Raw genomic sequence first — 25,100 nt, 5'->3', positions numbered from 1 at the left:
ATCCACAAAACGTCTTTCTTGGCGCACAAAAATAATTGGAAAGAAGAAGACTATGGGGGATGAATCATTTTGTTTTCGTTTTATTTTAGATATTCTACTTTTAGCCACCTAGATATGCTTCTTTGACGCGTGTATCAGAAAGCATATCTTTTCCTTTGCCGTGAAATAAAATGCGTCCTGCCTCCAAAATATAGGCATAGTCCGCAATCGAAAGTGCTGCGAATGCATTTTGCTCAATTAGAAGAACAGTTTTTCCCATATCATTAATTTTTCTGATAATTGAAAAAATTTCCTGTACGAGAATCGGTGCTAAACCCAAAGATGGTTCATCTAATATCAGCATGTCAGGATTACTCATAAGAGCACGACCTACAGCAAGCATTTGTTGCTCACCACCTGACATTGTTCCTCCTAACTGTTTAGCTCTTTCACGTAAGCGTGGAAATAGATCAAAGATCCATTCAATATCACGGGCAATACCAGATTTATCATGACGAATATAAGCACCTAGATATAAATTTTCTAAAACAGTTAAATGAGGCATAATACGTCGTCCCTCAGGACTCAGAGAAATACCTGATTGTAAAATTTTTTCTGGTGATTTTTTAATAATTGATTCGCCTTTATACACAATTTCTCCACAAATGGATCGATTGAGTCCTGTGATGGAGCGAACGGTGCTACTTTTCCCAGCGCCATTGGCACCAATCAAAGTCACTATACTTCCTTGTTTTATAAGCAAGGAAAGATTCTGAACAGCTTTAATGGCGCCATAATACACATGAAGATTGTTAATTTTAAGAATATTCATATACGTCTCCGCCAAGATAAGCTTCAATAACTCTAGGATTATTATTAATTTCATTTGGTGTACCATTTGCAATACAAGAGCCATATTCTAGTACCCAAATATATTGACAAAGTCCCATAACAACCTTCATATCATGTTCGATAAGCAAAATTGTCAGATCGAACTCTTTTTGTATTTTTGATATGAATTTTCTAAGATCTTCACTTTCTTGTGGGTTCATTCCTGCAGCAGGTTCATCAAGAAGGAGAAGCTTAGGTTTTGTTGCTAAAGCGCGTGCAATTTCTAAACGTCTCTGCACTCCATAGGGTAATGTTGTTGCTAATTGATCGGCAAGATGGGCAAGCTGTAGTTTCTCAAGAAGTTCCATAGAATTTTTATGAATTTCATTTTTCTCTTTAATTGCTTTTGGTAATAATAGGGTTGAAGCAAACCACGGATATTTTTGGCGAAGATGAGCTCCAACCATAACATTTTGTAAGACTGTTAAATATGAAAAAAGGCGAATATTTTGAAACGTTCGTGCAATATGGCGTCTACAAATAATATAAGGAGGAAATCCAGAAACTTTTTGTCCATTAAAAAAAATTGTCCCACTTGTAGGTGCATAAAACCCTGAAATCATATTAAAAACAGTGGTTTTTCCAGCACCATTCGGACCAATTAATCCAGTAATTGTCCCTTTTTTGATAGTCATATTAATATTATTTACAGCAACTAACCCACCAAAGCGCATAACGATATCATTAAGTGAAAGGATGGTATTATTCATAATTTTTCCTCAGTATCAGAGAGCTTTTTGCGTGTAAAAAAGCAATAAATCCAATTCCATGAGAATTCACGTTGCCCCAACAATCCTCGTCTCCAAAATAAAATAACAACTAATAATAAAAGAGAGAAAATAACCATACGAATTCCTGGTATTCCAGGAACATGGATAAAAGCTAAGTCAAATGGACTTTCAATAATACGAAGCCATTCAAGCATAATTGTAATAATAATGCTGCCAATAATACTTCCTGTAATTGATCCAAGACCACCAGCGACCACAATCATCAAAATATTAAAGGTTAGAAGGAAATTGAACATTTTGGGATCAATTGTTGAAATAAAGGCAGCCATCAATGCTCCTCCAATACCTGCAAAAAATGCACCAATAGTAAAGGAAACGCTACGGTAGAAAAAAGCATTAATACCCATTGTTTTTGCAGCAATTTCATCATCACGAATAGCACACAGAACATTACCAGTATTGCTTCGTAGTAAGAGAATAATGAAGGTAACCGTGAATATTAACCAACCATAATTCCACCATAATGTAGCATTTTGCGGTATTCCTTTAATTCCAAGCGAACCATTTGTTAAAGATGTAGTATTAGTGATGATAATGCGAATAATTTCTGCAAATCCCAATGTTGCAATTCCAAGATAATCACCACCAAGGCGTAACACTGGTACAGCGATCAGTAAGCCTATAATTGCTGCACCTAGACCACCTAAAACAACAGCAATAAAAAATGGTAATTGTAGATATCGTAGTGGTTCTGCTATAGGCTCAAGAATCCACATCATTTCTTTCTGTTCCGGAGAAAGAAGTAAAATCGCACATATGTAAGCACCAATAGCAATAAAGCCAGCATGTCCAAGAGAAAACATACCTGTAAAACCGTAAATCAAATTAAGTGAGACTGCTAATATCGCATTAATAGCAATAAGATTTATAACACGAAGTGTATAGTCGTTAAAATAATTATCAGCATAAAATAAAAAACCGATAAGAGCTAAAATACTCATACATGATAGAAGAGTTCTTGTCGATTTTGCCATTAAATTTTCTCCTGATTTTTTTTACCCATTAAACCAGTAGGCATGATCAATAAAATTAGAATAAGTAATATAAAGGCAAAAGCATCTCGATATCCGGATAGAGAAGGGAAAAATGCAACAATCATAACTTCAATAAATCCGAGTAACATCCCCCCTAACATTGCTCCTGGAATTGACCCAATACCTCCAATAACGGCAGAAATAAAAGCTTTTAATCCAGGAAGAACACCCATATAGGGATGAATCTGAGGATAGCGCAAAGCCCACATAATTCCTGCAATAGCAGCAAGTGCTGAACCTATACCAAATGTAAACGCAATGACTTTATTCACAGAGACGCCCATTAAGCGAGTGGTTTCTATATCGTGTGAAATTGCACGCATAGCAAGACCAGGTTTTGTTTTATTGATAATCCATAATAATGAGATAATGAGAATAAGAGAAACAGCAGGAACAACCAGAGATATAGGAGCAATTCTAATGATACTGTTTGAGCTGTCTCCTAAATGCCACAAAATTGGCTTAACAAGAAATTCTGGTTGTTTTACACCTTTTGGAACACCACTAAAGAGTACCGTTGCAAGATTTTCAATAAAAAAAGAAACTCCTATTGCACCGATAAGTGCAGAAATGCGTGGAGCATGGCGTAGGGGTTTATAAGCAAACTGATCAACAAGAATTCCCACAGCACTTGTAATAAAAACTGAAAAACAGATAGCTAAAATCCAAATTGGTGCAAAATCTTGTGGAGCAATTTTGAGATAATAAACAAACCCTAGAGAAAGAACAAAAAATACAATAATCCAATAAAATTTTGGTTGTTTCTTAAATCCTACAAACACTGAGTAATAAATGAAAACAGCCAGAAATACAAAAAGAATAGCAATCCAAGCAGGCATAAAACTAATTGTAGAAAAGAAAACAAAATATGCTCCAAGCATAAAGATATCGCCATGAGCAAAATTAATTAGCCTCAGGATACCATAAACCATGGTATAACCGATCGCAATCAGCCCATAGAGTGATCCCAATGCCAATGCATTAAAAAAATACTGGATGAACATTTCAGTGCTCATCTCTTATCCTTTCACATTCTATTAATTCATCCAAGATGAAATACGAAACCTATGGATAAATTAGTAAAGAGGAATTCCTAATTTATTTTTACACTTTAACTAATTAAAATTCCTGATCTTTTTAAAGATCAGGTTTAATTTCGTCTAAGTAGACGCGCTTTCCCCCTTTTATTTCAATTATACCGATAGGCATCTTAAGATTATGATTTTCATCCATAGATACGTTGCCAAAAGGTGTTTTAAAATCTTTTAATTTCTGAAGTTCCACAGTGATCTTTTCACGATCACTACTCCCAGCATTTTCGATAGCTTTCATAAACATCATATAGCTTGTGTATCCCAAAACAGAATTGATATTTGGCTCCTTGTCAGGATAAGTTTCTTTCCATTCATTAGTAAATTCTTGTGCAGCTTCCGACATGTTTGACATATCAACACTGTAAGGTAGCGTCGTATGTAAAAATCCTTCTGCAGCATTTCCTGCAATTGTAACGGTTTCTGGATTATCCATAGCATCCCCACCCATAATTCGAAATTTTGCACCCAATTCATGTGCCTGTTTTAAGATGATAGCACCTTCAGAAAAGTAAGACGGAATAAATAAGATATCAGGATTTTGTGCTATAATCTGCGTAAGAAGAGCCGAAAAATCTTGATCTCCAGAATTATAGTTTAAATTTGAGATGACTTTACCCCCCAATTTTTGAAAAGAGCGAGCAAAATAACTTGCAAGACCAATTGCATAATCACTTGATATATCTTTGAGAATAGCTGCCCTTTTTGCATTTAAAGTTTGAATTGCGTAAGTTGCAGCTCCTATACTCTGGTAAGGGTCAATGAAGCAAGCACGGAAATAATACTTTTTACCCTGTGTAACAAGCGGACTCGTTGAAGAAGTTGCAATAGTTGGGGTTTTTGCTTTTTCAGATACTTCTCCACCAGCTAACGATAATGAAGAACCATAACTTCCTATAATGCCACTAACTTTTTCACCAGCAGTTAAGCGTACAACGGCATTAGCAGCTTCTACTTTATCTGATTTATTATCAATGATAATGAGATCTATTTTACGTCCCAATATATCTGGAACTTTTTTATGTGCTAACTTTATGCCTTCAATTTCAAGTTGACCTCCAAATGCGTTCTGGCCACTTAAAGGGAGGTATACACCAATTTTAATAGGCTCATTTGCCAAGACACTTACTACGAACACCACCATTGCTGCCACCATTGTAGCAATCACGGTAATAATTTTTTTTAATTGCATTGTACACCCCTCTTAACTGAGTCGCGATTCTTAACATTTATTTTGGACTTCTTTATCATATTTGGACTTCTTTATCATACAAATCACACATAAAAAAATATCTTTTACCGCCCCTTTGTAAAAGACGCATCTTTTTCTGCCTTTATTTAAAACTCGTAAAGTGTACAATCAAATATTTTTGTAAACTAGCTAGATTTATAAACTGGTAATTAAGAGATGTGACAATATGGGGAAATCTTTATCTTGGGTATTGCGTGTTAAGGTGAGAGCGATGTTTACTTACGTACTATAGAATCAGTATTGTGCAATTTAAATCTATAGGATCGCGTTTCATTATGACAAGTAAGGATGTACTAAAGGATTGTATCCTTTCAGAAGACAGTTTAGGTGCTTGTGGTGAGATTATTGAAATTAGTGGTGTCATTAAGTGGTTTGATGGTAGCAAGGGGTATGGGTTTATTTTACCTGATTTACCTGGGTTCTCCGATATATTATTGCATGTAACTGTAATGCGAAGGGATGGTTTTAAGACGGCTTTGGAAGGTGCTCGAGTTATTTGTGCCGTGGAAAAAACTGAGCGAGGATTAAAGTGTGTGCAGGTAAAATCAATAGATTGTTCATCAGCTGTTCATCCATCAGAGATTCCAGCTCGTACGCATGTTATTGTTACCCCAGAAAGTGGTTTAGAGCGTGCTATTGTTAAATGGTTTAACCGTGATAAAGGATTTGGTTTTCTTAGCCGAGGGCAAGGAACAGAAGATATCTTCATTCATATGGAAACTTTACGACGTTTTGGAATAGCTGAGCTTCGTGCTGGTCAGGTTGTTCTTGTGCGTTTTGGTAAAGGAGAAAAAGGTTTAATGACAGCAGAGATTTATCCAGATGTGGGGGGACCTTTTTCTACGCATTAAGTTTTTTTTGTTAATAGATACTTTATCTATTTTTGTTTTTCATATTAAAAGTTAATGTAGCTGTAGCAACTGCTTTCATTGAAAATTAATGCACATCTAGTTCCTTTAGGGAATATAAACATAGGATGGTGCAATCTTTCATGGAGCATAGATTGCTTCTATATAGATTGCTTCTATTATGTCTTTGCTGAGATATGGCTTTATGTAGTGTACTAGTTGTCCATGATACCGTTAGATGTATTTTATAATCTTTAGAAAATAATTAGATATGGAAAATAATTTCTTATGTATGTGGTAAAGAATAATTGTTTCAATTGTTGACAAAACTTTTTCACTTTCAACAAAAGTAATTTCATTAGAAACATCTGCAATTTTTTCATTAATACTTATTTTTTGTTAAATTTTTGGTAATCTGATAAACAAATAAAAAAGGACAGTATTGTTCATCTTGAATTTTGTAGAGAGTTTAGAATAGAAAATGACAGCTGAAGGTATTCATTTTTTTGAACATGATGGTTTGCGATTTGCTTATAGAGAAGATGGTCATGGTTTTCCTGTTTTGTTAATTCATGGTTTTGGATCTTCTGCAAGGGTAAATTGGTATGCGACAAATTGGTTTCGTACTCTTACTGAAGCAGGATATCGCGTTATTGCTATTGATAATCGCGGACATGGTGATTCAGATAAAATTTATGATCCTTCTTTTTATACACCTCAAGCTATGGCTGGCGATTCTGTTAAATTGTTGCAGCATTTAGGATTATCTAAAGCTCATGTTATGGGATATTCTATGGGCGCTAGAATTGCTGCATTTATGGCTCTTTTGTATCCAACATATGTGCATAGTGTTATTTTTGGTGGTTTAGGTATAAGTATGGTAACAGGAGGAGGGAGTTGGGAGCCTGTTGCTGAAGCACTTTTAGCGGAAGATGTTTCAACTATAACCAATTCACGTGGCTTAATGTTTCGTAAATTTGCAGATCAAACTAAAAGTGATAAACGTGCACTTGCTGCTTGTATAATTACATCGAAACAAAAATTAACAACATTTGAAGTTTCTCAAATAAAACAACCAGCACTTGTTGCAGTTGGTTCATTAGATGAGATTAGTGGTGAGGCAGAACCTCTAGTAACTTTATTGCCCAATGGTGAATCATTGCAAATTCCTGGCAGAGATCACATGCTTGCCGTAGGAGATAAAATCTATAAAAAAGGTGTTGTCGATTTCCTTTCCCGTTATCCTATTTATTAAAGTTGTTTACAATTTTTAAAGATATAAAGGTCGAGGTGTCTTTATCTTGGATAAGATAAAAGACTTATTCAGGATTTGTACTGTTGTGGTATAAATTTACATATAGGAGTGATAGAAATAGCAATAAAGCTTTTAGCTACATTTCGTATATGAATGACATATTTCATCTATTATATCAGTATCTTATTAAAATAGAATTATTTTTATAGACAAAACCAGTGTAATAAAAAAGATAGAAAATAGTGTCTTGGTTATTTTAATAAAATGAGCGAATATTGAGTCAGGTGAGCTTAATTTTTATTGAAGTGTGCTAATTGTGCATAGGAGTGGATTAAAATTTGGGGGATAAAGAAAAAAATATTAAAAACTTACGGTTTTCTACCAATTTTTATTTTTAAGTTCATGTCAGTATATCAAAACAATAAACCTTTTAGTAAAGGATGTTTGTAAAGTATGAAAATAGTCCTGCTTTGATTATGGGGTATGTGACGAAAATTGGAAATGAGATTTTTTTGCTATTTTTAAGAATGGGAAGAATATTTTATTTTCCGATTATAATTAAACTAATTAATCTCAAAAACAGGAGGGCATAATGAATTCTAATGAAATAAAGAAACTTGATCGTTATTTTAAAGGTATATTCCAAAATGCAGCATTGCAGGTGAAAGCAAGACCTAAGAAAGATGACTCCTGTGAGGTTTATATTGGGGATGAGTTTTTAGGCGTTATTTATCAAGATGAAGATGAAGATGGAGTCTCATATAATTTCTCAATGGCAATATTAGATATTGATTTAGAAGGTTAGTGTTATATAGGATGGATAACTGAATAGAGATTGTTCATCTTTTATATTTAATATAGTTTATATGAGCTTTAATGTTTTAAAACTTGTATGGCTATTACGGCCAATGATAAGATGATCGTGAATAATAATTCCAAATACATTTGCGGCGTCTTTTAGTCTATGTGTCATAGATATATCTGCTTGAGAAGGTGAAACGTCGCCAGAAGGGTGGTTGTGAACCAAGATAAGTCCTGCAGCAGACAGTTCTAAAGCTCTAGAAACAACTTCACGAGGATAGACAGGGGTATGATCAATAGTTCCAATTTGTTGTACTTCATCAGCAAGTAGGCCATTTTTTTTATCAAGAAATAAAACACGAAACTGTTCACGTGTTTCGTGAGCCATGACGGCTTTGCAATAAGCTAATACCTTATCCCATGATGAAAAGATGTCACGTTTAAACAATTGTGCACGAGCCAGACGTCCAGCGATATCCGAAATAATTTTTAAATCAATTGCAGTGGCTGGGCCACATCCATGAACTTCTTGAAGTCGGTGAATGTCAGCACCAAGAACATCAGCTAATGAACCAAAGCGTGCTATCAAGCTTTTAGCTATTGGTTTTGTATTTGCTCGCGGAATAGTGCGAAAAAGCAACAATTCAAGATATTCATAATCTTCAATTGCATGGCCTTTTGTTTTTAAATAGCGTTGACGAAGACGTTCTCGATGTCCTTGGTAATGATTATGTATTTGCGAATTTTTCTGAATTTTTTTACTTTTTGTTTCTGGTACTTGGGCAATTTGAGGACTTGCTGTTAATGCAAAGTGATCATTCTGAATGTCTTCCTTTTTATTTAATTTTTTAGCCATGATACTTCTATATTATTTATACACATGAACTTGGAACATAAAAAATATTTTTAGGAGATTCAGTAAATATTTCACATCCTTCATTTGTTACACCAATTGTATGCTCGTATTGCGCAGTAAGAGATCGATCACGTGTAACAGCAGTCCAGCCATCAGATAAAATTTTGACCTGTGGTTTGCCAAGATTAATCATGGGTTCGATTGTAAACATCATACCTTGTCTAAGTTCTATCCCTTTTCCAGGATTTCCATAATGTAGAATATTAGGTACATCATGAAAAAGCTGACCAATTCCATGACCACAAAAATCTCTTACAACTGAGCATCGCTCAGATTCTGCATAATCTTGAATAGCTGCACCAATATCACCTGTAGTAGCTCCAGGTTTAACTGCAGCGATTCCTTTCATAAGACTTTCATGTGTTACTTTTAATAAGCGTTCTGCAGCACGTTTGATCTTTCCAACAGGATACATACGACTTGAGTCTCCATGCCAACCATCAAGAATAAAGGTAACATCAACATTAACAATATCGCCTTCTTGTAAAAGCCTTTTATTTGGAATTCCATGGCAGACAACGTGATTAATGGATGTACAGCATGAATGGCTATAACCATGATAATTTAAGTCAGCAGGAAGGGATCCTCTCTCAGCGCCAAAAGTAAATACAAAATCATCAATTTCTTGTGTAGTTATGCCGGGTTTTATTATGTCGGTAAGTGCATCGAGACATTCCGCAGCGATGCGGCCAACTCTGCGCATTTTAGCAAAAGCATAATCATCAAAAATGCGGATTTTCCCGTTTAATTTTAAGGGTATTTTATTATACTCAATATAATCAGTCATTGTTTTTTCTATTTTCTATTTTTACTCGATGAGTCGGTAAAATACCTTTTACATTTACTTGACATTTTACAGCATAAAATTCTACCCCTAACCTTAGTGCTAAATCAAATTTACGTCCATAAGTTGGATCAAGGTCATGGCAGATAGAAAAAGCTGAACAATCTTCTCGTTGAATTACATAGAGTGTAGCAGCTCGTTTTCCTTGTTGCACAATTTTTATAAGTTCTTCAAGATGACGTGTGCCACGCTCTGTTTTAGTATCAGGAAATTCTGCTAATTCTTTTTGGCGAATAAAATGAACATTTTTAACTTCTAAATAACAGTCAGGAAGGGTGCCATCACGTAAAAGAAAATCAATACGTGATTGCGTACCATAGCATTGTTCTTTTAAAATTGTTTTATATCCAATTAACTCTGGTAATAATCCATTTTGAATTGCTTCTAGTGCAAGTTTGTTGGGTAAAGTAGTATTTATGCCCACTAAGGTGTTATTTGCTTCAACAATTTCTAATCGATATGGGTATTTTCGCTTAGAATTGTTGTTATATGAAAGCCAAATATTAGAATTGGGAGTTGTTAATCCAAGCATAGATCCTGTGTTAGGAACTGAGACAGTAAAGATATGTTGAGCATCTCGTTTAACATCAGCCAGAAAACGTTTATAACGACGGATAAGTTTTGCAGGAACAAGTTCGGGAATAAACAGCATTTCATTTTTTAAAATACATAATTTTATAATTCAACTCAGATTATAAATCTATAATAGCATATTTTAAAAAGGCTATATTGATACAAGAGAAAATTACGATAGTTAGTATAAACACTTTAAATTTGGAAATTTATTTTTGCTTTTGCAATTCATTATTAATAACTTATCGAAGTTGTTACTTCAACTAGAAAATATTGAATAAAAATATATAATTTAGTTTAAAATTATTGATAGAAGCAAAATTGATAAATTTAGGTAGGATTGATGGCTGGAACAAATAAGAGATATAAAAATTTAACAAATGGTCCAACTATTATTTTGGTTGAGCCACAGTTGCCAGAAAATATTGGTATGGTAGCCAGAGCAATGGCAAATTTTGGTCTTTTTAAGCTTCGGTTAGTCAAACCTCGAGAGGCATTTCCAAACGACAAATCCAGAGCTGCAGCTAGTAAAGCAGATCACGTAATTAATGGTGCAATGATTTTTAATACGTTGAGTGAAGCAATTGCAGATTTACATTATGTTTTTGCTACAACAGCACGGGAAAGATGTGGTTTTAAAACTGTAAAAAGTGCTGTTGAAGCAGCAAATATATTACGTCAGCGTGAAAATATCGGGCATAAGACAGGTATTGTATTTGGGAGAGAAAGATGGGGATTAAAAAATGATGAAATCAGTCTTGTGGATGAAATCATAACTTTTCCAGTTAATTCTGCTTTCGCATCGCTTAATATTGCACAAGCAGTTTTGCTTATGTCATACGAATGGATGAAATCAGGTTTGCAAGATGTAAATGATACGGCTTTTCGTGCAGCCGAGATGGAACCAGCTAATAAAGCAACATTTCACGGTTTTTTATCTCAATTAGAAGATGCTCTAGATGTTCGTGGGTATTTTAGACCTAAAGAACGTAAAAAAGTCATGCTTTCGAATCTGCGTTCTGTTTTTACGCGCGCTAATTTTAGCGAATCTGAGGTTTGTTTGCTACGGGGAATTATATCCTCATTAGATCATTTTTCACCTAAATTTCCACGAGGTAGTGGCGCACCAACAAATCTTGACCGTAAAACAATTAAAACAAGTATGAATACCAATGGATAAATGTACTCTCCTTTTTTTTGATAGTGGTATAGGTGGTTTAACGATATTGAGGGAGGTACAGGTTCTCGTTCCTGAGGCTCAGTTTATTTATGTTGCTGATGATGCTGGATTTCCATATGGAAATTGGGAGGATAGTATTTTAAAAAATCGTATTTTAAAAATTTTTATAAATCTTCTAACACTTTATAATCCACACTTATGTGTGATTGCTTGCAACACCGTTTCTACATTGATGATGACAGATTTACGAAAAAAATTTCCCCATATTCTTTTTGTAGGGACGGTTCCTGCAATTAAATTGGCAGCTCAGCAAACAAAATCTGGATTTATTTCTGTGTTAGCTACTCCTAAAACGGTTAAACGTGCATATACACATGAATTAATCAATTCTTTTGCTGATCAATGTCATGTTCAGCTTGTTGGAAGTGAAAAACTTGCTGGATTTGCTGAAGATTATTTACGTGGAAAACCTATTAATCATAAAGAATTACGTCACGAAATTCTTCCGTGTTTTGTCGAAAAAAATGGTAAATATACTGATATTATTGTTTTAGCCTGCACACATTATCCTTTTTTGATTAGCTTATTTCGTGAACAAGCTTTGTGGCCAGTTGAATGGATCGATCCAGCAAAAGCCGTCGCTAAACATATAAAATCGTTATTAATTGGAAAAGTACATTATAAAAATGTAAAGGAGCATCAAGATTTTGCATTGTTTACATCAAACAATATAACTTTTTCAACTGAGCGTTTATTAAAAAAATTTGGCTTAAATATAATGAAAGGAGTTGACTTTAGCATATCAGATCAATAATCCTACTTTGTCTTTTCTTTCAGGAAAATGGCACTAATTAACGTGTCCCGTGGATAACTTAGCAAAGTATGTGTTAAGATATTCTGTCAGTCTTTAATATTTTAAAAGGCAGAGGAGGGTGCGTTTCCTTGAGATCTAAATTGTTTGATCCTGTTTTTTTAAAAAGGAAATGCGATGAGTAAACGCGAAACAACAAAGTATAAAATTGATCGTCGTATGGGGGAGAATATTTGGGGTCGTCCAAAGTCTCCCGTTAATCGCCGTGATTATGGTCCAGGTCAGCATGGACAACGCCGTAAAGGAAAACTTTCTGATTATGGCGTACAATTGCGCGCTAAACAAAAGTTAAAAGGATTTTACGGCGATATTTCAGAAAAGCAATTTCGTAAAATTTATGAAGAAGCTGCTCGTAGACGTGGTGATACTGGTGAAAACCTTATTGGCCTTCTGGAATCCCGTTTAGATGCAGTTGTATATCGCGCAAAGTTTGTGCCTACGATTTTTGCTTCTCGCCAATTCATCAATCATGGCCATATAAATGTAAATGGTCGTCGCACAAATATTCAATCATATCGCTGTAAACCAGGTGATGTGATTGAAGTTCGTGAAAAATCAAAACAGCTTGTTTTGGTATTGGAATCTGTACAGTTAGTAGAACGTGATGTGCCTGAGTATATTGAAGCAGATCACAATCAGATGAAAGCGACATTTACTCGTATTCCTGCTTTTGCAGACGTTCCTTATGCTGTGCAAATGGAACCAAATTTGGTTGTTGAATTTTATTCTCGCTAAGCTTTTCGTGGGGATATTTCTACATGTTTAAAGCGATTCGTCGCATTATAGTCATTGAAGGCTAAAAAGTGGCTTTAGTAAATGGTGTTATATCAGGTTTATTGTTGTTTTATAACAATGTGATTTGATATGGCGCCATTTTTTATGATATGTCTAAGATTATAAATTATAAATGAGCATAAATTAAAACTGCGCTACATCTGTTGTTTCCTACGCTGCTATTTACAAGATTAACTGTTATATTTTGCAGGATTATAGGTATGGATAATACTTCAGTTAAATATCAGGTAATGGAAGAAAATGTTGATAAAACCAATTCCCTAGCAAGAGAATCTCAGGATTGTCATCCGATATTTCGATTGGTTCCTTCAACTGTTGAATTTAATAAATTACGCAAACGACTTTTGCGCCATGTACGGCAGGCATTTGATGATTTCCATATGCTCTCTTCAGGAAATAAATGGCTTGTTGCTTTGTCGGGAGGAAAAGATTCTTATAGCTTACTGGCTCTTCTTCTTGATTTAAAGTGGCGTGGTCTTTTGCCAGTTGAAATTTTGGCTTGTAACCTTGATCAGGGTCAGCCTGGATTTCCAAAACATATTCTTCCGGATTTTTTAAATTCTTATCATATTCCATATCGTATTGAATACCAAGATACTTATTCAATTGTTACAGATAAATTGATGCATAATCAAACATATTGTTCGCTTTGTTCTCGGTTGCGACGTGGTAATTTGTACCGTATAGCACGTGAAGAAAAGTGCTCTGCATTAGTACTTGGACATCATCGTGATGACGTTTTGGAAACATTTTTTATGAATTTATTTCATGGTGGTCGGTTAGCAGCCATGCCTGGAAAGCTTATAAATGATGAGGGAGATCTTTTTGTTTTGCGTCCTCTTGTATATGCCGCTGAGGAAGACATAGAAAAATTTTCCCAAATCATGCAATTTCCCATCATTCCGTGCAATCTTTGTGGTAGTCAAGATGGTTTACAACGTAATGCAATGAAAGAAATGCTAAGAGATATCGAAAAAAAAATGCCAGGGCGTAAAGATACTATGATCCGTGCCTTAACAAACGTACGCTCAAGTCATTTGCTTGATAAAAAAAATTTCGATTTTAAAAACTTAATGTTATAAATATCACGCAGTTAAGAAATACAAGTAAATAAATTTCGTAACTCTAGAGTATTTTAGAGTGAAGATTGTGGATATTCTATTTTTTATGATATTTCATGAAAAATATATGGAACATATCAGATAATTACTAATACTTGCGGATAAGTCCAATAAGTTTTCCTTGTATCTGAATTCTTTCAGGTTTGTATGTACGTGTTTCATAGTGAGGATTTGCAGCTTCTAATGCAATATAGGAGCCTTTGCGTCGATATCGTCTTAGAGTTGCCTCTTCCTTATCAATGAAGGCAACAATAATTTCACCTGATGTGGCTGTGTTTTGACGTCTAACAATTACAGTATCTCTATCGAGAATACCGGCTTCAATCATAGAATCATCTTTTACTTCTAAAGCATAATGTTCACCCAAACTTATCATATCCGACGATAACAAAAGCGTATTAGTTTGTTGCTGTATAGCAGAAATAGGTACGCCAGCAGCAATGCGACCCATAATAGGAACGGTAACGTTTTTTTTATCTTCTATATCAAAATTATCTAAACTGCCAAAGCGTTTTGTTATTTTTCTTTTGTTTTTTTCTGTCGTACTTGGAAAAATTTTACGAGCTGAAGAAAGATTAAACGTTATCTTATCAGGCAGTCGAATGACTTCTACTGCACGAGCTCGATTTGGTAAACGATGTATAAATCCTCGTTCTTCCAATGCTGTGATAAGCCTATGAATACCAGACTTTGAAGAAAGATCCAAAGCATTTTTCATTTCATCAAAGGAAGGAGGAATACCAGTTTCTTTTATATGATTTTGAATGAACAAGAGTAGCTCATATTGTTTACATGTTAGCATTCAACATTCCAATCAAAAAATCAAAAACAAAACATATGTATTTTATAATTGTTTTGCAATTTTTTGATAAACTTAATTAAAAATATTTTGTTTATTTTTTAAATTTAAAAATACTATATATAAGTATTCATTTATATATAGTATTTTATATTATTAAATATTATAATAAGTTATTTATTTAAAAAAATATACATATAATTTATTATTTTAATATAATATAATGTATATAGTAAAAAAATAATTATTTAATATATTATTAGTATTTTTTTATTGTAAACTTATATAACAAACTTAAATAAATTATCTTTACTATATAATAAATTGTTTTGTATTTAAAATTTGAAAAGAAAATTAGAAAAATATTGATAACCACAACAAAGAGTAATATTTTTCAAAAAAGGTGTTGACCAAATAAAAAGTCGACCTTATGTTCCATCACGTTTTCTACAAGTTAATGACTTGTTTGGGAGCGCGTAGCTCAGCCGGTAGAGCAACTGACTTTTAATCAGTAGGTCCAGGGTTCGAATCCCTGCGCGCTCACCAATCCAGTATTATATTTGATTTGCAAATTTGGTAACTGCCCTATGCTAAATTACAGTAGCGTAGTTCTATTTATATAAGCATATTTAATTTATTCACAATTTATATTATAGAGTTATATATTTACTAATATACTGATTTTATTATGGTTTATTGTGTTATATGTTTAACGCATTAGCATTTGTTTCTTGTAGTGTATAGCAAAAAAAAATAATATTGTGTTAAGATACTGACCAGGTGTTAAATTTTAGTGATACACATGTAATGTGTTGGGCAAAAAATTATAAGTATGAATTTTTTCGCCGCATGTCGCCGCATATTAAAGGATGCTGTACAGTTATTTACAATAAGTTCTTAACAAAAATTAAGCGGGTTAATAGATGCTTTTAAATAGCAAAGTGGGTTTTATTCCCATTATTAAACTAACATTCTATCTTACTTTTATTGTAGCTGTTTCCCAATTATTGGTATCTTGTGGTGCAAAAAAGGTGGCTCATCTTGCAGTACAAGATTCTTCTGATAAAACGATTGATACAAAGAACGTTTCTCTACTTACAAAAAAATTAAGTGAACAAGATAAATCAAAAACAAAGATTCATGGAAAGGGACGGGCCGTTGTAGGTAAGCCCTACCAAATAAAAGGAAAGTGGTACTATCCCAAAAATGATCCAACTTATAAAAGTATTGGGCAAGCATCGTGGTATGGTTCAGATTTTCATGGGCGTTTAACTGCAAATGGTGAGGTTTATGACATGGATCTTTTAACTGCAGCTCATCCTACAATGCCTTTACCTAGTTATGCTCGTGTTACTAATTTAGAAAATGGGGCCTCTCTGATTGTAAGAGTGAATGATCGTGGGCCCTTCATGAAAAATAGAATTATTGATTTATCAAAACAAGCTGCAGCGGTACTTGGTTACGCAAATGCTGGTATAACAAATGTGAAAGTAGAATATATTTCTGAAGCGCCCGTTGGATATTATGATGGGAGTTACTTAATGGCTTCCTATTTACCTGGTGGATATGCTCCGTCTTCATTGGTATTGTTGGGTATTCCTGAAGAAAAGGGAAGTGCTATGCTAAAGGAGTTTAATTTTAATAATAAGGAAAAATTTCCTAAAGAAGTAGTTAAGAAAAAGCAATTGATTAAGGATATTTTGGTAAAATTGCCAGAGATTGGCCCAGTTTTGCTTGATAAACCAACGTTATTTAATCAAGTTGCTTCTGTAAATTAAGTCAAGTAAAAAGATAAAAGTGAGTTAACCGCACATGTTTTTAGACAAAAATACTGATTGTAGTATAACGCGGTTCTTAATTACTGTTAGGAAATTTTGTGTGTTTTGAAATAATAGATTTTATACAGTCAAAATATATGATTGCGTTGGTTTGTTTAGTTATTTGAAGTAAAACGAAGAGATTCCTTTAATGTAGGTCGTTGTATTTGTAAGTGATTTTTTATTTATAAAAATAAGCAACTCTTTTCTTGTATAAATGGTTTCTTTATGCTGATTCATTAACTGTGGGAGAATCAATTATGAATGCGGCATTAAGGGTTGTTTTTGTCTCTTTTTGGGTATTGATATCGTATCAGGTGGGAAGAGCACAAAATTTTCAAATTTCTGCATCACAAGTACTGCTGTTAGACGATTATACAGATACAATGCTTCTTGAAAAGCAGAGTAATGTTGCTTTTCCTCCTGCTTCGTTAGCAAAATTGATGACAGCTGAGGTTGTGTTTCATCAGCTAAAAGAGGGGAAATTAAGCAGTACACAAACATTTAAGGTGAGTGAAAATGCGTGGCGTAAAGGTGGAGCACCTTCTGGTACAACCACCATGTTTGCAGGAGTAAAAACAGAAGTTAGTGTGTTAGATCTTTTGCGTGGTTTAATTATTGTTAATGGAAATGACGCGGCTATCATTCTTGCTGAAGGAATATCAGGAAGTGAATCTGATTTTGTTAAATTGATGAATCAGAGAGCAAAATTGCTTGGATTATCAAATAGTCATTTTGTGAATTCAACAGGGCTTCCTGAAGAAGGACAATTTGTAACATTGCGTGATATGATTACATTAACCCGCCATATCGCTCATGAATATCCTGAATACTATGCTCTTTACCGAGAGCCTGATTTTACTTGGAATAAAATTTTTCAGCGTAATAAAAATCCTCTCATTTCAAAAGAAATTGGTGTAGAAGGATTTGGCTTTGGTTACAGCGAAGAAGAAGGTTTTTCAATGGTTGTTACCGTTTATAAAAATGACAAACGTCTTTTTTTAGCAATAAATGGCTTGCAAGATGGTAAAAAAAATACAAAAGAAATAGAACGTATTCTTCAGTGGGGGATGACGGCTTTTGATCTTAAAACTATTTTTGTCAAAGAAGATATAATTGGTTATGCTTCCGTTTATGGTGGATCGCAAAATTCTGTTCCACTCATTGTTAAAGAGAAGGTAAACTGTATGCTCTCGAATGAAAAAAGAAATAATATTAAAGCAAAAATTAAATATCATGGACCATTAAAAGCTCCTATCGTTCTCGGACAACAAGTTGGCGTTATTCAAATTTTAGAAAATAAACAGATCCTTCTTGAAAAACCCATTTTTGCTGGAGCTAATGTTCAGGAAGGAAACTTTTTTTCCAAAGTCAAAGATGCATTTTATGAAATAACAATTGGATGGTTGCGAAAATATTGGTAATACATAAGCAGAAATTAAGGTTTTCACGTGTCAGGTTATTTTATTACATTTGAAGGAGGGGAGGGAGCAGGGAAAACAACACAAATTTCTTTGCTCGCTCAGTATTTTTGTAGTAAAGGTTATGACGTTGTTACAACGAGAGAACCAGGAGGAACGATAGGCGCGGAGATAATGCGTCGTATTTTACTATCAGGTCAAGCACAGCATTATGGACCATTTGTTGAAGCAATTCTGTTTACAGCAGCTCGAGCTGATCATATTGTCGAAGTTATTGCACCTTCTCTGCAAAAAAATAAAATCGTTTTATGTGATCGTTTTATTGATTCTACACGTGTTTATCAGGGTCTTAATAACAAAGTAAGTTCTCATATTCTTTCTGTTTTAGAATATATCGCTGTGAATAGAGTAATGCCAAATCTGACGTTCTTGTTAGATATACCCGCGAAGTGTGGTATGGAGCGTGTAAATTTACGGAGAAAAAAAGTAGAAAAAAATGATTATTTTGAAAAAGATAGATTGGAGATTCAAGAACAGAGACGTGAAGCTTTTCTTCATTTGGCAAAACAGGAACCTAATCGGTTTCAAGTGATTAATGCAACAAATACAGTAGAAGTTATCGCGAACCAAATAAAAAGTGTTTGTCATCGAGTAATGCCGGATCATTTTTTATGAATGATATAAATTTTTTACGCCAATATGATGACATTGCTTCAGTTTTGTCACCATCGCAAAATAGCGTCATTTTTGGGCACAAAAATGTACGTCATTTTTTGACTCAAATGTGTAAAGCAGAATGTTTATTACATCATGCGTTACTATTTAAAGGAGAACGTGGGATTGGAAAGGCAACATTAGCGTTTCATTTGGCTTGGAACATTTTAAATTCTCAAAAGAGTATTTTTCTACAACCAGATAATAATTCCACTGTATGGCGCCAAATTATGCAGGGTAGTCATCCTAATCTTTTGCACATTTCACGGCGCTTCGATTTCAAAGCGCAAAAATTCAAAACAGGTATACTAATTGATGATATACACGACATTTTACGCTTTTTAAATCAGACATCGCAAAATAACGAATGGCGTATCGTCATTATCGATTCTGCGGATGATATGAATAAAAATGCAGCTAATGCAATTCTTAAAATTTTGGAAGAACCTCCTAGAAAAACTTTATTTATTATTATAGCGCATTCTTCTGGAAGATTGTTACCAACGATTCGATCACGGTGCCAGCAGATTTCTTTTTACCCACTGCAGGATGATGAAATGAAGGAAGTTGTCACGCATATTTTACCTCATAAAACAATAAATGATGAAGAAACTCTTGAAATGATTATTCAAAAATCCAAGGGAAATCCTCGAAAAGCTGCTTTACTCATATGTCAAGGGTGGGTTAAAATTATGAAAACTATTGATAATCTCTTGGAGCAGTCTATTTGTAATCCATATATTGTGCACGCTCTTGCGCAAACACTTTCATTATCTTCTTCAGTGGTACAATTTCAACAATTTTGTGATGAAATTCTTGATAAAATTCAAAAAAAAGCTACTATGTCGGCTGAAAGAGGAAATTTTACTCTTTCAAAAAAATGTGCAGGAGTGTGGCAAGAGACTCATCAAAAAATAAGAGAGATACAATCAGTAAATCTTAATAAAAAGCAGTTCATTATTAATTTGCTTTTTAGCGTTCATAAAATCATTCGTGATGAGTAAGCTTTTTTGGTGACAAGATAATTAACAAATATTATGTCATTGTATCTTTTATTGCCTTTCATAATGAGTATGACATGCACGACACATATTACATAACAATTCCAATTTTTTATCCTAATGGTAATCCACATATCGGACATGCTTATAGTGCGATTGCAAGTGATGTTTTTGCTCGTTTTCAGCGATTAGATGGAAAAAATGTATTTTTTTTATCTGGTACGGATGAGCATGGCTTAAAGATGCAACAGACAGCAGAAGCGTTAGATATAACACCTAAGCAACTCGCAGATCGCAACAGTGCTATCTTTCAAAAAATGCTTACAGTGTTAAATTGTTCCAATGACGACTTTATTCGTACTACAGAAGAGCGACATCATCAAACTTGTCAAAAAATTTGGAAAAAGATGGAAGAAAATGGCGATATTTATCTTGGCCGTTATGCTGGTTGGTATTCGGTACGTCAGGAGGCGTATTATGAAGAAAAAGATACTGAAGTTGGAGAAGATAAAATTCGTCGTGAGAAAGAATTAGGATCTCCAGTGGAGTGGAACGAAGAAGAGAGTTATTTTTTTAGGCTATCCCGTTATGAAGAAGCTCTTCTGGAGCATTATGAGAAACACCCTGATTTCGTCGCTCCTGTTGAACGACGTAATGAAATTATAAGTTTTATCAAATCTGGTTTAAAAGATATTTCTATTTCACGAGCAAATTTAAGCTGGGGGATTGGTGTTCCGAGTAATTCAGAGCACGTAATGTATGTATGGGTTGATGCACTTACAAATTATCTATCAGCAATAGGATTTTTTGACGAAAATTCAAAAAAACGTAATTTTTGGCCTGCAAATGTTCATATTATTGGTAAAGATATTATTCGTTTTCATGGTATTTATTGGCCAGCGTTTTTAATGTCTGCTGGGATTGAATTACCTAAACGCATTTTTGCACATGGGTTTTTACTCAACAGTGGTACAAAAATGTCAAAGTCTGTTGGAAATGTAATTGATCCTTTTGAAATGGTTGAACATTATGGCGTTGACCAAGTACGTTATTTTTTTCTACGTGAAGTCCCATTTGGGCAAGATGGTAGCTATAACCATGATAGTTTTGTAAATCGCATTAATGCAGATCTTGCTAATGATCTTGGAAATTTGGTGCAGCGCTCTTTATCTATGATAGCTAAAAATTGCGATGCAAAAGTTCCTAAGCCAACAGTATTGTTAGTTCAAGATAAGCAGATTTTGGAACAATCCCTTCAAGTATTTAAAATTATGCGCCAAGCTATGTTATCTCAAGGCATTCATATAGCGCTTTCAGCTATTTTTTCTGTTGTAGCAAATGCTAATCGCTATTTTGCTAATGAAAAACCTTGGAGTTTACGAAAAAATAATCCAGAAAGATTTTCTACAGTGCTTTACATAACTATAGAAGTTTTACGGCGAATAGGTATTATGCTGTTGCCTTTTATACCGCAATCAGCAGCTAAGATTCTTGATAGTCTTGCAGTTGCTGAAGAAGATCGATTATTGTATCATATAAGCAATTCAAGAATTCAAGAAGGTATTAATCTTCCACCACCAGAACCAATTTTTCCTCGTTATATCCTTAAGAAAGACGATACTCATCATGATAGTTGATACACATTGTCATCTTGATTTTGAGGATTTTGCTCAGGATTTAGATGATACTATCCAACGGGCTTTAAATGCTAATGTTGAACGTATGATAACGATTTCAACACGTGTTCGTGAATTAGATAAGATTTTAGCAATTACGCACTCCTATAATCAAGTATTTTGCTCTGTAGGTACGCATCCTAATTATGCACATGAAGAACAAAATGTTACGGCTGAAAACCTTATTTATTTGTCAAAGCATTCAAAAATTGTTGCATTTGGAGAAGCTGGACTTGATTATCATTATGATTATTCTTCACCGCAAGAGCAAAAGAAAAGTTTTCGAGAACATATCATTGCTTCTCGAGAAACGCAGCTTCCTATTGTTATTCATTCACGAAATGCTGATGCAGATATGGAGAAAATATTACGCGAACAAATAAAAGAAGGAGATTTTCCATTCGTCCTTCATTGTTATTCATCTGGAATGCAACTTGCCCGTGTTGGTATTGAACTTGGCGGTTATATATCTTTTTCAGGTATCCTTACTTTTAAAAATGCGTTTGCAATCCGTGAAATAGCAAAAAATATACCTCATAATCGTTTATTAGTTGAAACTGATGCGCCATTTTTAGCTCCTGTTCCTCATCGAGGTAAAACAAATGAGCCATCTTTTGTGAGCTATACAGCAGCCATTTTAGCTGAAATCATTGGCTTAAGTACTGAAGAGACAGCTCAGATAACAACGCAAAATGCTTTTCGTTTATTTAACAAAATGAAATAAGGCAAAAGATATGTTTGATCGGTATCGATTTACGATATTAGGGTGCGGTTCTTCTCCAGGAGTACCGCGCCCTAATGGTGATTGGGGAGCTTGTGATCCGAATAATTCCAAGAATAAACGTTATAGAAGTTCTTTATTGGTTGAACGTGTTAATACATCAGGAAAAAAAACAACAATTGTTATTGATACTGGTCCGGATTTTCGATCTCAAATGATCGACAGGAACGTGAGTCATCTTGATGCTGCGCTTTATACACATGCTCACGCAGATCATATTCATGGTATTGATGATTTACGAAGCTATGCACTTTCACAAAAATGTTTAATAGATATTTATGCAGATGCATTCACACTAGAGCATTTAAAAAATGCTTTTGGCTATTGTTTTCAAGCACCAAAGGGTTCGTTTTATTCACCTACTTTAAAAGCGAATCTTATCAATGAAGATAGTGAATTTATAATTCATGGGCAGGGTGGAGAAATAACCATAAATACGCATTTACAGCTTCATGGCGCTACCCATTCCTTAGGTTTTCGTATTGGAAATGTCGCTTATTGTACAGATGTTAGTGAATTTCCGGAAAAAACATTACCAAAATTGATGAATTTGGATGTTTTAATTATTGAGGCTCTTCAGTTTGAATTTCATCCAAGCCATCTTTCAGTTGATCAAGCATTAAAATGGATCAAATATCTAAAACCAAAACAAGCTATCCTTACACATATGGATAGATCACTAGATTACAATGAGGTTGTAAACTATATTCCCGCATACGTTAGGCCAGCATATCAAGGATTTATTTTTGAAACAGAAATACCGCCAATTGCCTAAAATGCTAAGGTAAATTTTTAAGCATCATTTTATTTTTGCAAGAATATTATATTATAAAAATTAGTAATATTGTATTAAACGTGACGTTTTTTATGTATATATATCTTGTGTATGGGGTCATATATTCTATTTTAGCAATATTGTTATCAGCATATGATAATTGATTAAAAAAGAGTATTGTAATTACAAACATAAATGATAGAGATATAAACTGTATAGATATTTAATTTGAGTTTTTTTTCTAATAAATGCAAGATTTATAAAACATCTGTATATCTTCAGAAAATAAAAAATGAAATGGTTGCTCTAGAAGAGCGTGACGCTATTTTAAAACATCTTGTTTACACAAAGTGTTATGCATCATTATTATTATTATTGAAGTAATTTAGCACAAAAAATAATATTTTTTATTAAGAATAAAATATTATTATCAAAATTTTGACACAATTATATTGCAGAAAAAAATAAGTCAAAAATGTGACTAATGTGTCTAAAAAGTTTTTCCTATTAAGTTAGGTTTTTTTTATGTCATATTATCGCATAATATATATTATGGAACTTTTTAAATAGAAAGGATATATGATGGCAACAGCACTATGGGGAACATTAGCATCATTGATATGGATATTTTCAACGAAAGCAAATAGTGTGTGGGATTTATGGTGGGTATTATTCAGTTGAAAAAATTCAATGACAAAGCTTGGGTCAGTAATTCTTGAATTCTGACCCAAGAATATGATTTCTCTTGTAGTAACTCCTTGAAGCAGATCCACAATTCAATAACAGTGATAAAATTTTAGTTAAGGGCTGTTTATTAAAGCGCTAGTTCTTGTTCAACAGGTTGGAAATAGACATCTACCATCTCGAGTGTTACATCTGATAGTTTACTTGGTTTCCATTTAGGATTTTGATCCTTTTCGATCAGTATTGCACGCACACCTTCGCGGAAATCGTGTGAGTTAATCATGTGATGTGCGATACGATTTTCTATTTTTATACAATCTTTCAGAGTATTAAAAGGATTTTGTTTCAGTTGCCTCCAGATGATTTTTAAGCTTGTTGGAGAACGTAATTGCAAGGTATCGTAGCATTCCTTAGCAAATAAAATCCCTTCATTGCTTTTTTTGCAAAGCCGTTCCATACATTCCTCCAACGTATAAGCACTAAAACAGGAATTTATAATTAAACGTGTTTCACTATTTGTTTCATAATCCACTGTTACAGCTCGTTTTTTTAAAGCTAACATAGGATCTCCTCGTTCAATAATATCCTTTCTAACCATATTGAGTTCAATTTCAGGAACTGCATGAGTTGCCAGTCCTAAATTTAAACAATCTCCCCATTTTATGCTTGCACCTGTTAATGCAAGATAAACACCAAAACAATTAGGAAGTGGTGGCAGGAAAAAGCTTGCACCGACATCTGGAAAAAATCCAATAGCACTTTCTGGCATAGCAAAAAGCGTATTTTCTGTAACAATTCGGTGTGAACCATATATTGAAATGCCGACTCCTCCCCCCATCCAGATACCATTTAAAAAAGAAATATAAGGCTTCGTAAAACTTTGAATATATGTATTTAAAAGATATTTATCGCTAAAATACTGATAAGAAGAAGCTGTATTTCCCATATTGTATATTTCTACAACATCTCCACCAGCACAGAAAGCACGTCCCTCTCCTTCAATTAAAATGCAAGAAATATCATTATCCGTTTCCCATGTACTGAGAGCTTTTTTTAAAGCAAAAACCATTTTATGATTAAGAGCATTTAATGCAGAAGGACGTGTAAGCCTTATGATACCTGCACATCCCTCTTTTATAAAAGAGATGTCATCACCTGCTCCAAAATCAATTTGCATTTTGTTCCCTTCT

General features: G+C 33.9%; 24 protein-coding genes and 1 tRNA gene. 15 read left to right on the top strand and 10 right to left on the bottom strand.

The annotated features are described in order from the left end of the window. Positions 1 to 100: 100 nt before the first annotated feature. From V3565_RS00520 to V3565_RS00500, 5 genes are all read right to left on the bottom strand, one after another. Positions 101 to 811 carry an ABC transporter ATP-binding protein gene (locus V3565_RS00520; protein ID WP_455478400.1) on the bottom strand — a complete coding sequence of 237 codons (711 nt, stop codon included), beginning with the start codon at positions 809 to 811 and terminating at the stop codon, positions 101 to 103. Continuing rightward, a complete protein-coding gene (locus tag V3565_RS00515; protein WP_455478399.1) occupies positions 798 to 1,580 on the bottom strand; it encodes an ABC transporter ATP-binding protein in 783 nt (260 codons plus the stop codon). Before V3565_RS00515 ends, V3565_RS00520 begins: the two co-directional genes overlap by 14 nt. Further along, the gene (locus V3565_RS00510; RefSeq protein ID WP_455478398.1) at positions 1,577 to 2,635 is read right to left on the bottom strand and encodes a branched-chain amino acid ABC transporter permease; all 1,059 of its coding nucleotides are present in this window, start codon (positions 2,633 to 2,635) and stop codon (positions 1,577 to 1,579) included. Before V3565_RS00510 ends, V3565_RS00515 begins: the two co-directional genes overlap by 4 nt. Then, positions 2,635 to 3,711, bottom strand: coding sequence for a branched-chain amino acid ABC transporter permease (locus V3565_RS00505; RefSeq protein ID WP_455478397.1), 1,077 nt, complete (start codon positions 3,709 to 3,711; stop codon positions 2,635 to 2,637). The genes V3565_RS00510 and V3565_RS00505 overlap by 1 nt, the downstream gene beginning before the upstream one ends. A gap of 121 nt (positions 3,712 to 3,832) precedes the next feature. Beyond that, positions 3,833 to 4,978 carry an ABC transporter substrate-binding protein gene (locus V3565_RS00500; protein ID WP_455478396.1) on the bottom strand — a complete coding sequence of 382 codons (1,146 nt, stop codon included), beginning with the start codon at positions 4,976 to 4,978 and terminating at the stop codon, positions 3,833 to 3,835. 335 nt (positions 4,979 to 5,313) lie between these two features. On the opposite strand from V3565_RS00500, the gene V3565_RS00495 reads away from it, so the two are divergent. The 3 genes from V3565_RS00495 to V3565_RS00485 all read left to right on the top strand — a co-directional run bounded on the left by V3565_RS00495 (position 5,314) and on the right by V3565_RS00485 (position 7,946). Then, positions 5,314 to 5,889, top strand: coding sequence for a cold-shock protein (locus V3565_RS00495; protein WP_455478395.1), 576 nt, complete (start codon positions 5,314 to 5,316; stop codon positions 5,887 to 5,889). A 478-nt stretch (positions 5,890 to 6,367) separates the two neighbouring features. Beyond that, positions 6,368 to 7,141 (top strand): alpha/beta fold hydrolase, encoded by a 774-nt coding sequence (locus V3565_RS00490; protein ID WP_455478394.1) that lies wholly within the window; start codon positions 6,368 to 6,370, stop codon positions 7,139 to 7,141. Positions 7,142 to 7,733: 592 nt separating this feature from the next. Next, positions 7,734 to 7,946 carry a DUF3126 family protein gene (locus tag V3565_RS00485; protein ID WP_455478393.1) on the top strand — a complete coding sequence of 71 codons (213 nt, stop codon included), beginning with the start codon at positions 7,734 to 7,736 and terminating at the stop codon, positions 7,944 to 7,946. Between the two features lie 57 nt (positions 7,947 to 8,003). Here the strand turns inward: V3565_RS00485 and radC are convergent, their stop codons facing one another. The 3 genes from radC to sfsA are packed head-to-tail and all read right to left on the bottom strand — an operon-like array spanning position 8,004 to position 10,354. Beyond that, the gene (gene radC, locus V3565_RS00480) at positions 8,004 to 8,798 is read right to left on the bottom strand and encodes a RadC family protein (RefSeq protein ID WP_455478392.1); all 795 of its coding nucleotides are present in this window, start codon (positions 8,796 to 8,798) and stop codon (positions 8,004 to 8,006) included. 16 nt (positions 8,799 to 8,814) lie between these two features. Beyond that, a complete protein-coding gene (gene map, locus V3565_RS00475) occupies positions 8,815 to 9,645 on the bottom strand; it encodes a type I methionyl aminopeptidase (protein WP_455478391.1) in 831 nt (276 codons plus the stop codon). After that, the gene (gene sfsA / locus V3565_RS00470) at positions 9,638 to 10,354 is read right to left on the bottom strand and encodes a DNA/RNA nuclease SfsA (RefSeq protein ID WP_455478390.1); all 717 of its coding nucleotides are present in this window, start codon (positions 10,352 to 10,354) and stop codon (positions 9,638 to 9,640) included. The genes map and sfsA overlap by 8 nt, the downstream gene beginning before the upstream one ends. Positions 10,355 to 10,618: 264 nt before the next feature. Here sfsA and V3565_RS00465 point away from each other — a divergent pair, with 264 nt between their 5' ends. The 4 genes from V3565_RS00465 (at position 10,619) to ttcA (ending at position 14,203) form a co-directional block, all read left to right on the top strand. Beyond that, a complete protein-coding gene (locus V3565_RS00465) occupies positions 10,619 to 11,455 on the top strand; it encodes an RNA methyltransferase (RefSeq protein WP_455478389.1) in 837 nt (278 codons plus the stop codon). Then, on the top strand, positions 11,448 to 12,269 hold the full coding sequence (gene murI, locus V3565_RS00460) for a glutamate racemase (RefSeq protein WP_455478388.1): 822 nt from the start codon (positions 11,448 to 11,450) through the stop codon (positions 12,267 to 12,269). Before V3565_RS00465 ends, murI begins: the two co-directional genes overlap by 8 nt. 174 nt (positions 12,270 to 12,443) lie before the next feature. Continuing rightward, positions 12,444 to 13,061, top strand: a complete 618-nt coding sequence (gene rpsD / locus V3565_RS00455; RefSeq protein ID WP_455478387.1) for a 30S ribosomal protein S4 — start codon at positions 12,444 to 12,446, stop codon at positions 13,059 to 13,061. Between the two features lie 260 nt (positions 13,062 to 13,321). After that, positions 13,322 to 14,203, top strand: a complete 882-nt coding sequence (ttcA, locus tag V3565_RS00450; RefSeq protein ID WP_455478386.1) for a tRNA 2-thiocytidine(32) synthetase TtcA — start codon at positions 13,322 to 13,324, stop codon at positions 14,201 to 14,203. Positions 14,204 to 14,330: 127 nt separating this feature from the next. Here the strand turns inward: ttcA and lexA are convergent, their stop codons facing one another. Continuing rightward, positions 14,331 to 15,044 carry a transcriptional repressor LexA gene (gene lexA / locus V3565_RS00445; protein WP_455478385.1) on the bottom strand — a complete coding sequence of 238 codons (714 nt, stop codon included), beginning with the start codon at positions 15,042 to 15,044 and terminating at the stop codon, positions 14,331 to 14,333. 467 nt (positions 15,045 to 15,511) lie between these two features. On the opposite strand from lexA, the gene V3565_RS00440 reads away from it, so the two are divergent. From V3565_RS00440 to V3565_RS00405, 8 genes are all read left to right on the top strand, one after another. Beyond that, positions 15,512 to 15,587: transfer RNA gene (locus V3565_RS00440), tRNA-Lys, on the top strand. A gap of 377 nt (positions 15,588 to 15,964) precedes the next feature. Next, on the top strand, positions 15,965 to 16,819 hold the full coding sequence (locus V3565_RS00435; RefSeq protein WP_455478384.1) for a septal ring lytic transglycosylase RlpA family protein: 855 nt from the start codon (positions 15,965 to 15,967) through the stop codon (positions 16,817 to 16,819). A 299-nt stretch (positions 16,820 to 17,118) separates the two neighbouring features. Continuing rightward, positions 17,119 to 18,282, top strand: a complete 1,164-nt coding sequence (locus V3565_RS00430) for a D-alanyl-D-alanine carboxypeptidase family protein (protein ID WP_455478383.1) — start codon at positions 17,119 to 17,121, stop codon at positions 18,280 to 18,282. Positions 18,283 to 18,309: 27 nt separating this feature from the next. Then, positions 18,310 to 18,954: a dTMP kinase gene (tmk, locus tag V3565_RS00425; RefSeq protein ID WP_455478382.1), complete on the top strand. Its 645-nt coding sequence runs from the start codon at positions 18,310 to 18,312 to the stop codon at positions 18,952 to 18,954. Next, entirely contained in the window at positions 18,951 to 19,997 is a 1,047-nt protein-coding gene (locus V3565_RS00420; RefSeq protein ID WP_455478381.1) for a DNA polymerase III subunit delta', read from the top strand. The genes tmk and V3565_RS00420 overlap by 4 nt, the downstream gene beginning before the upstream one ends. Positions 19,998 to 20,071: 74 nt before the next feature. Next, positions 20,072 to 21,631, top strand: coding sequence for a methionine--tRNA ligase (gene metG / locus V3565_RS00415; RefSeq protein WP_455478380.1), 1,560 nt, complete (start codon positions 20,072 to 20,074; stop codon positions 21,629 to 21,631). Beyond that, a complete protein-coding gene (locus V3565_RS00410; RefSeq protein WP_455478379.1) occupies positions 21,621 to 22,394 on the top strand; it encodes a TatD family hydrolase in 774 nt (257 codons plus the stop codon). Before metG ends, V3565_RS00410 begins: the two co-directional genes overlap by 11 nt. Before the next feature lie 10 nt (positions 22,395 to 22,404). Then, the gene (locus tag V3565_RS00405; RefSeq protein ID WP_455478378.1) at positions 22,405 to 23,226 is read left to right on the top strand and encodes an MBL fold metallo-hydrolase; all 822 of its coding nucleotides are present in this window, start codon (positions 22,405 to 22,407) and stop codon (positions 23,224 to 23,226) included. An 814-nt stretch (positions 23,227 to 24,040) separates the two neighbouring features. Here V3565_RS00405 and V3565_RS00400 read toward each other — a convergent pair. After that, on the bottom strand, positions 24,041 to 25,087 hold the full coding sequence (locus tag V3565_RS00400) for an enoyl-CoA hydratase/isomerase family protein (RefSeq protein WP_455478377.1): 1,047 nt from the start codon (positions 25,085 to 25,087) through the stop codon (positions 24,041 to 24,043). Positions 25,088 to 25,100: the final 13 nt, after the last annotated feature.

Source organism: Bartonella sp. B10 (genome assembly GCF_053794435.1).
This window is presented reverse-complemented; position numbering and strand designations above follow the sequence as displayed.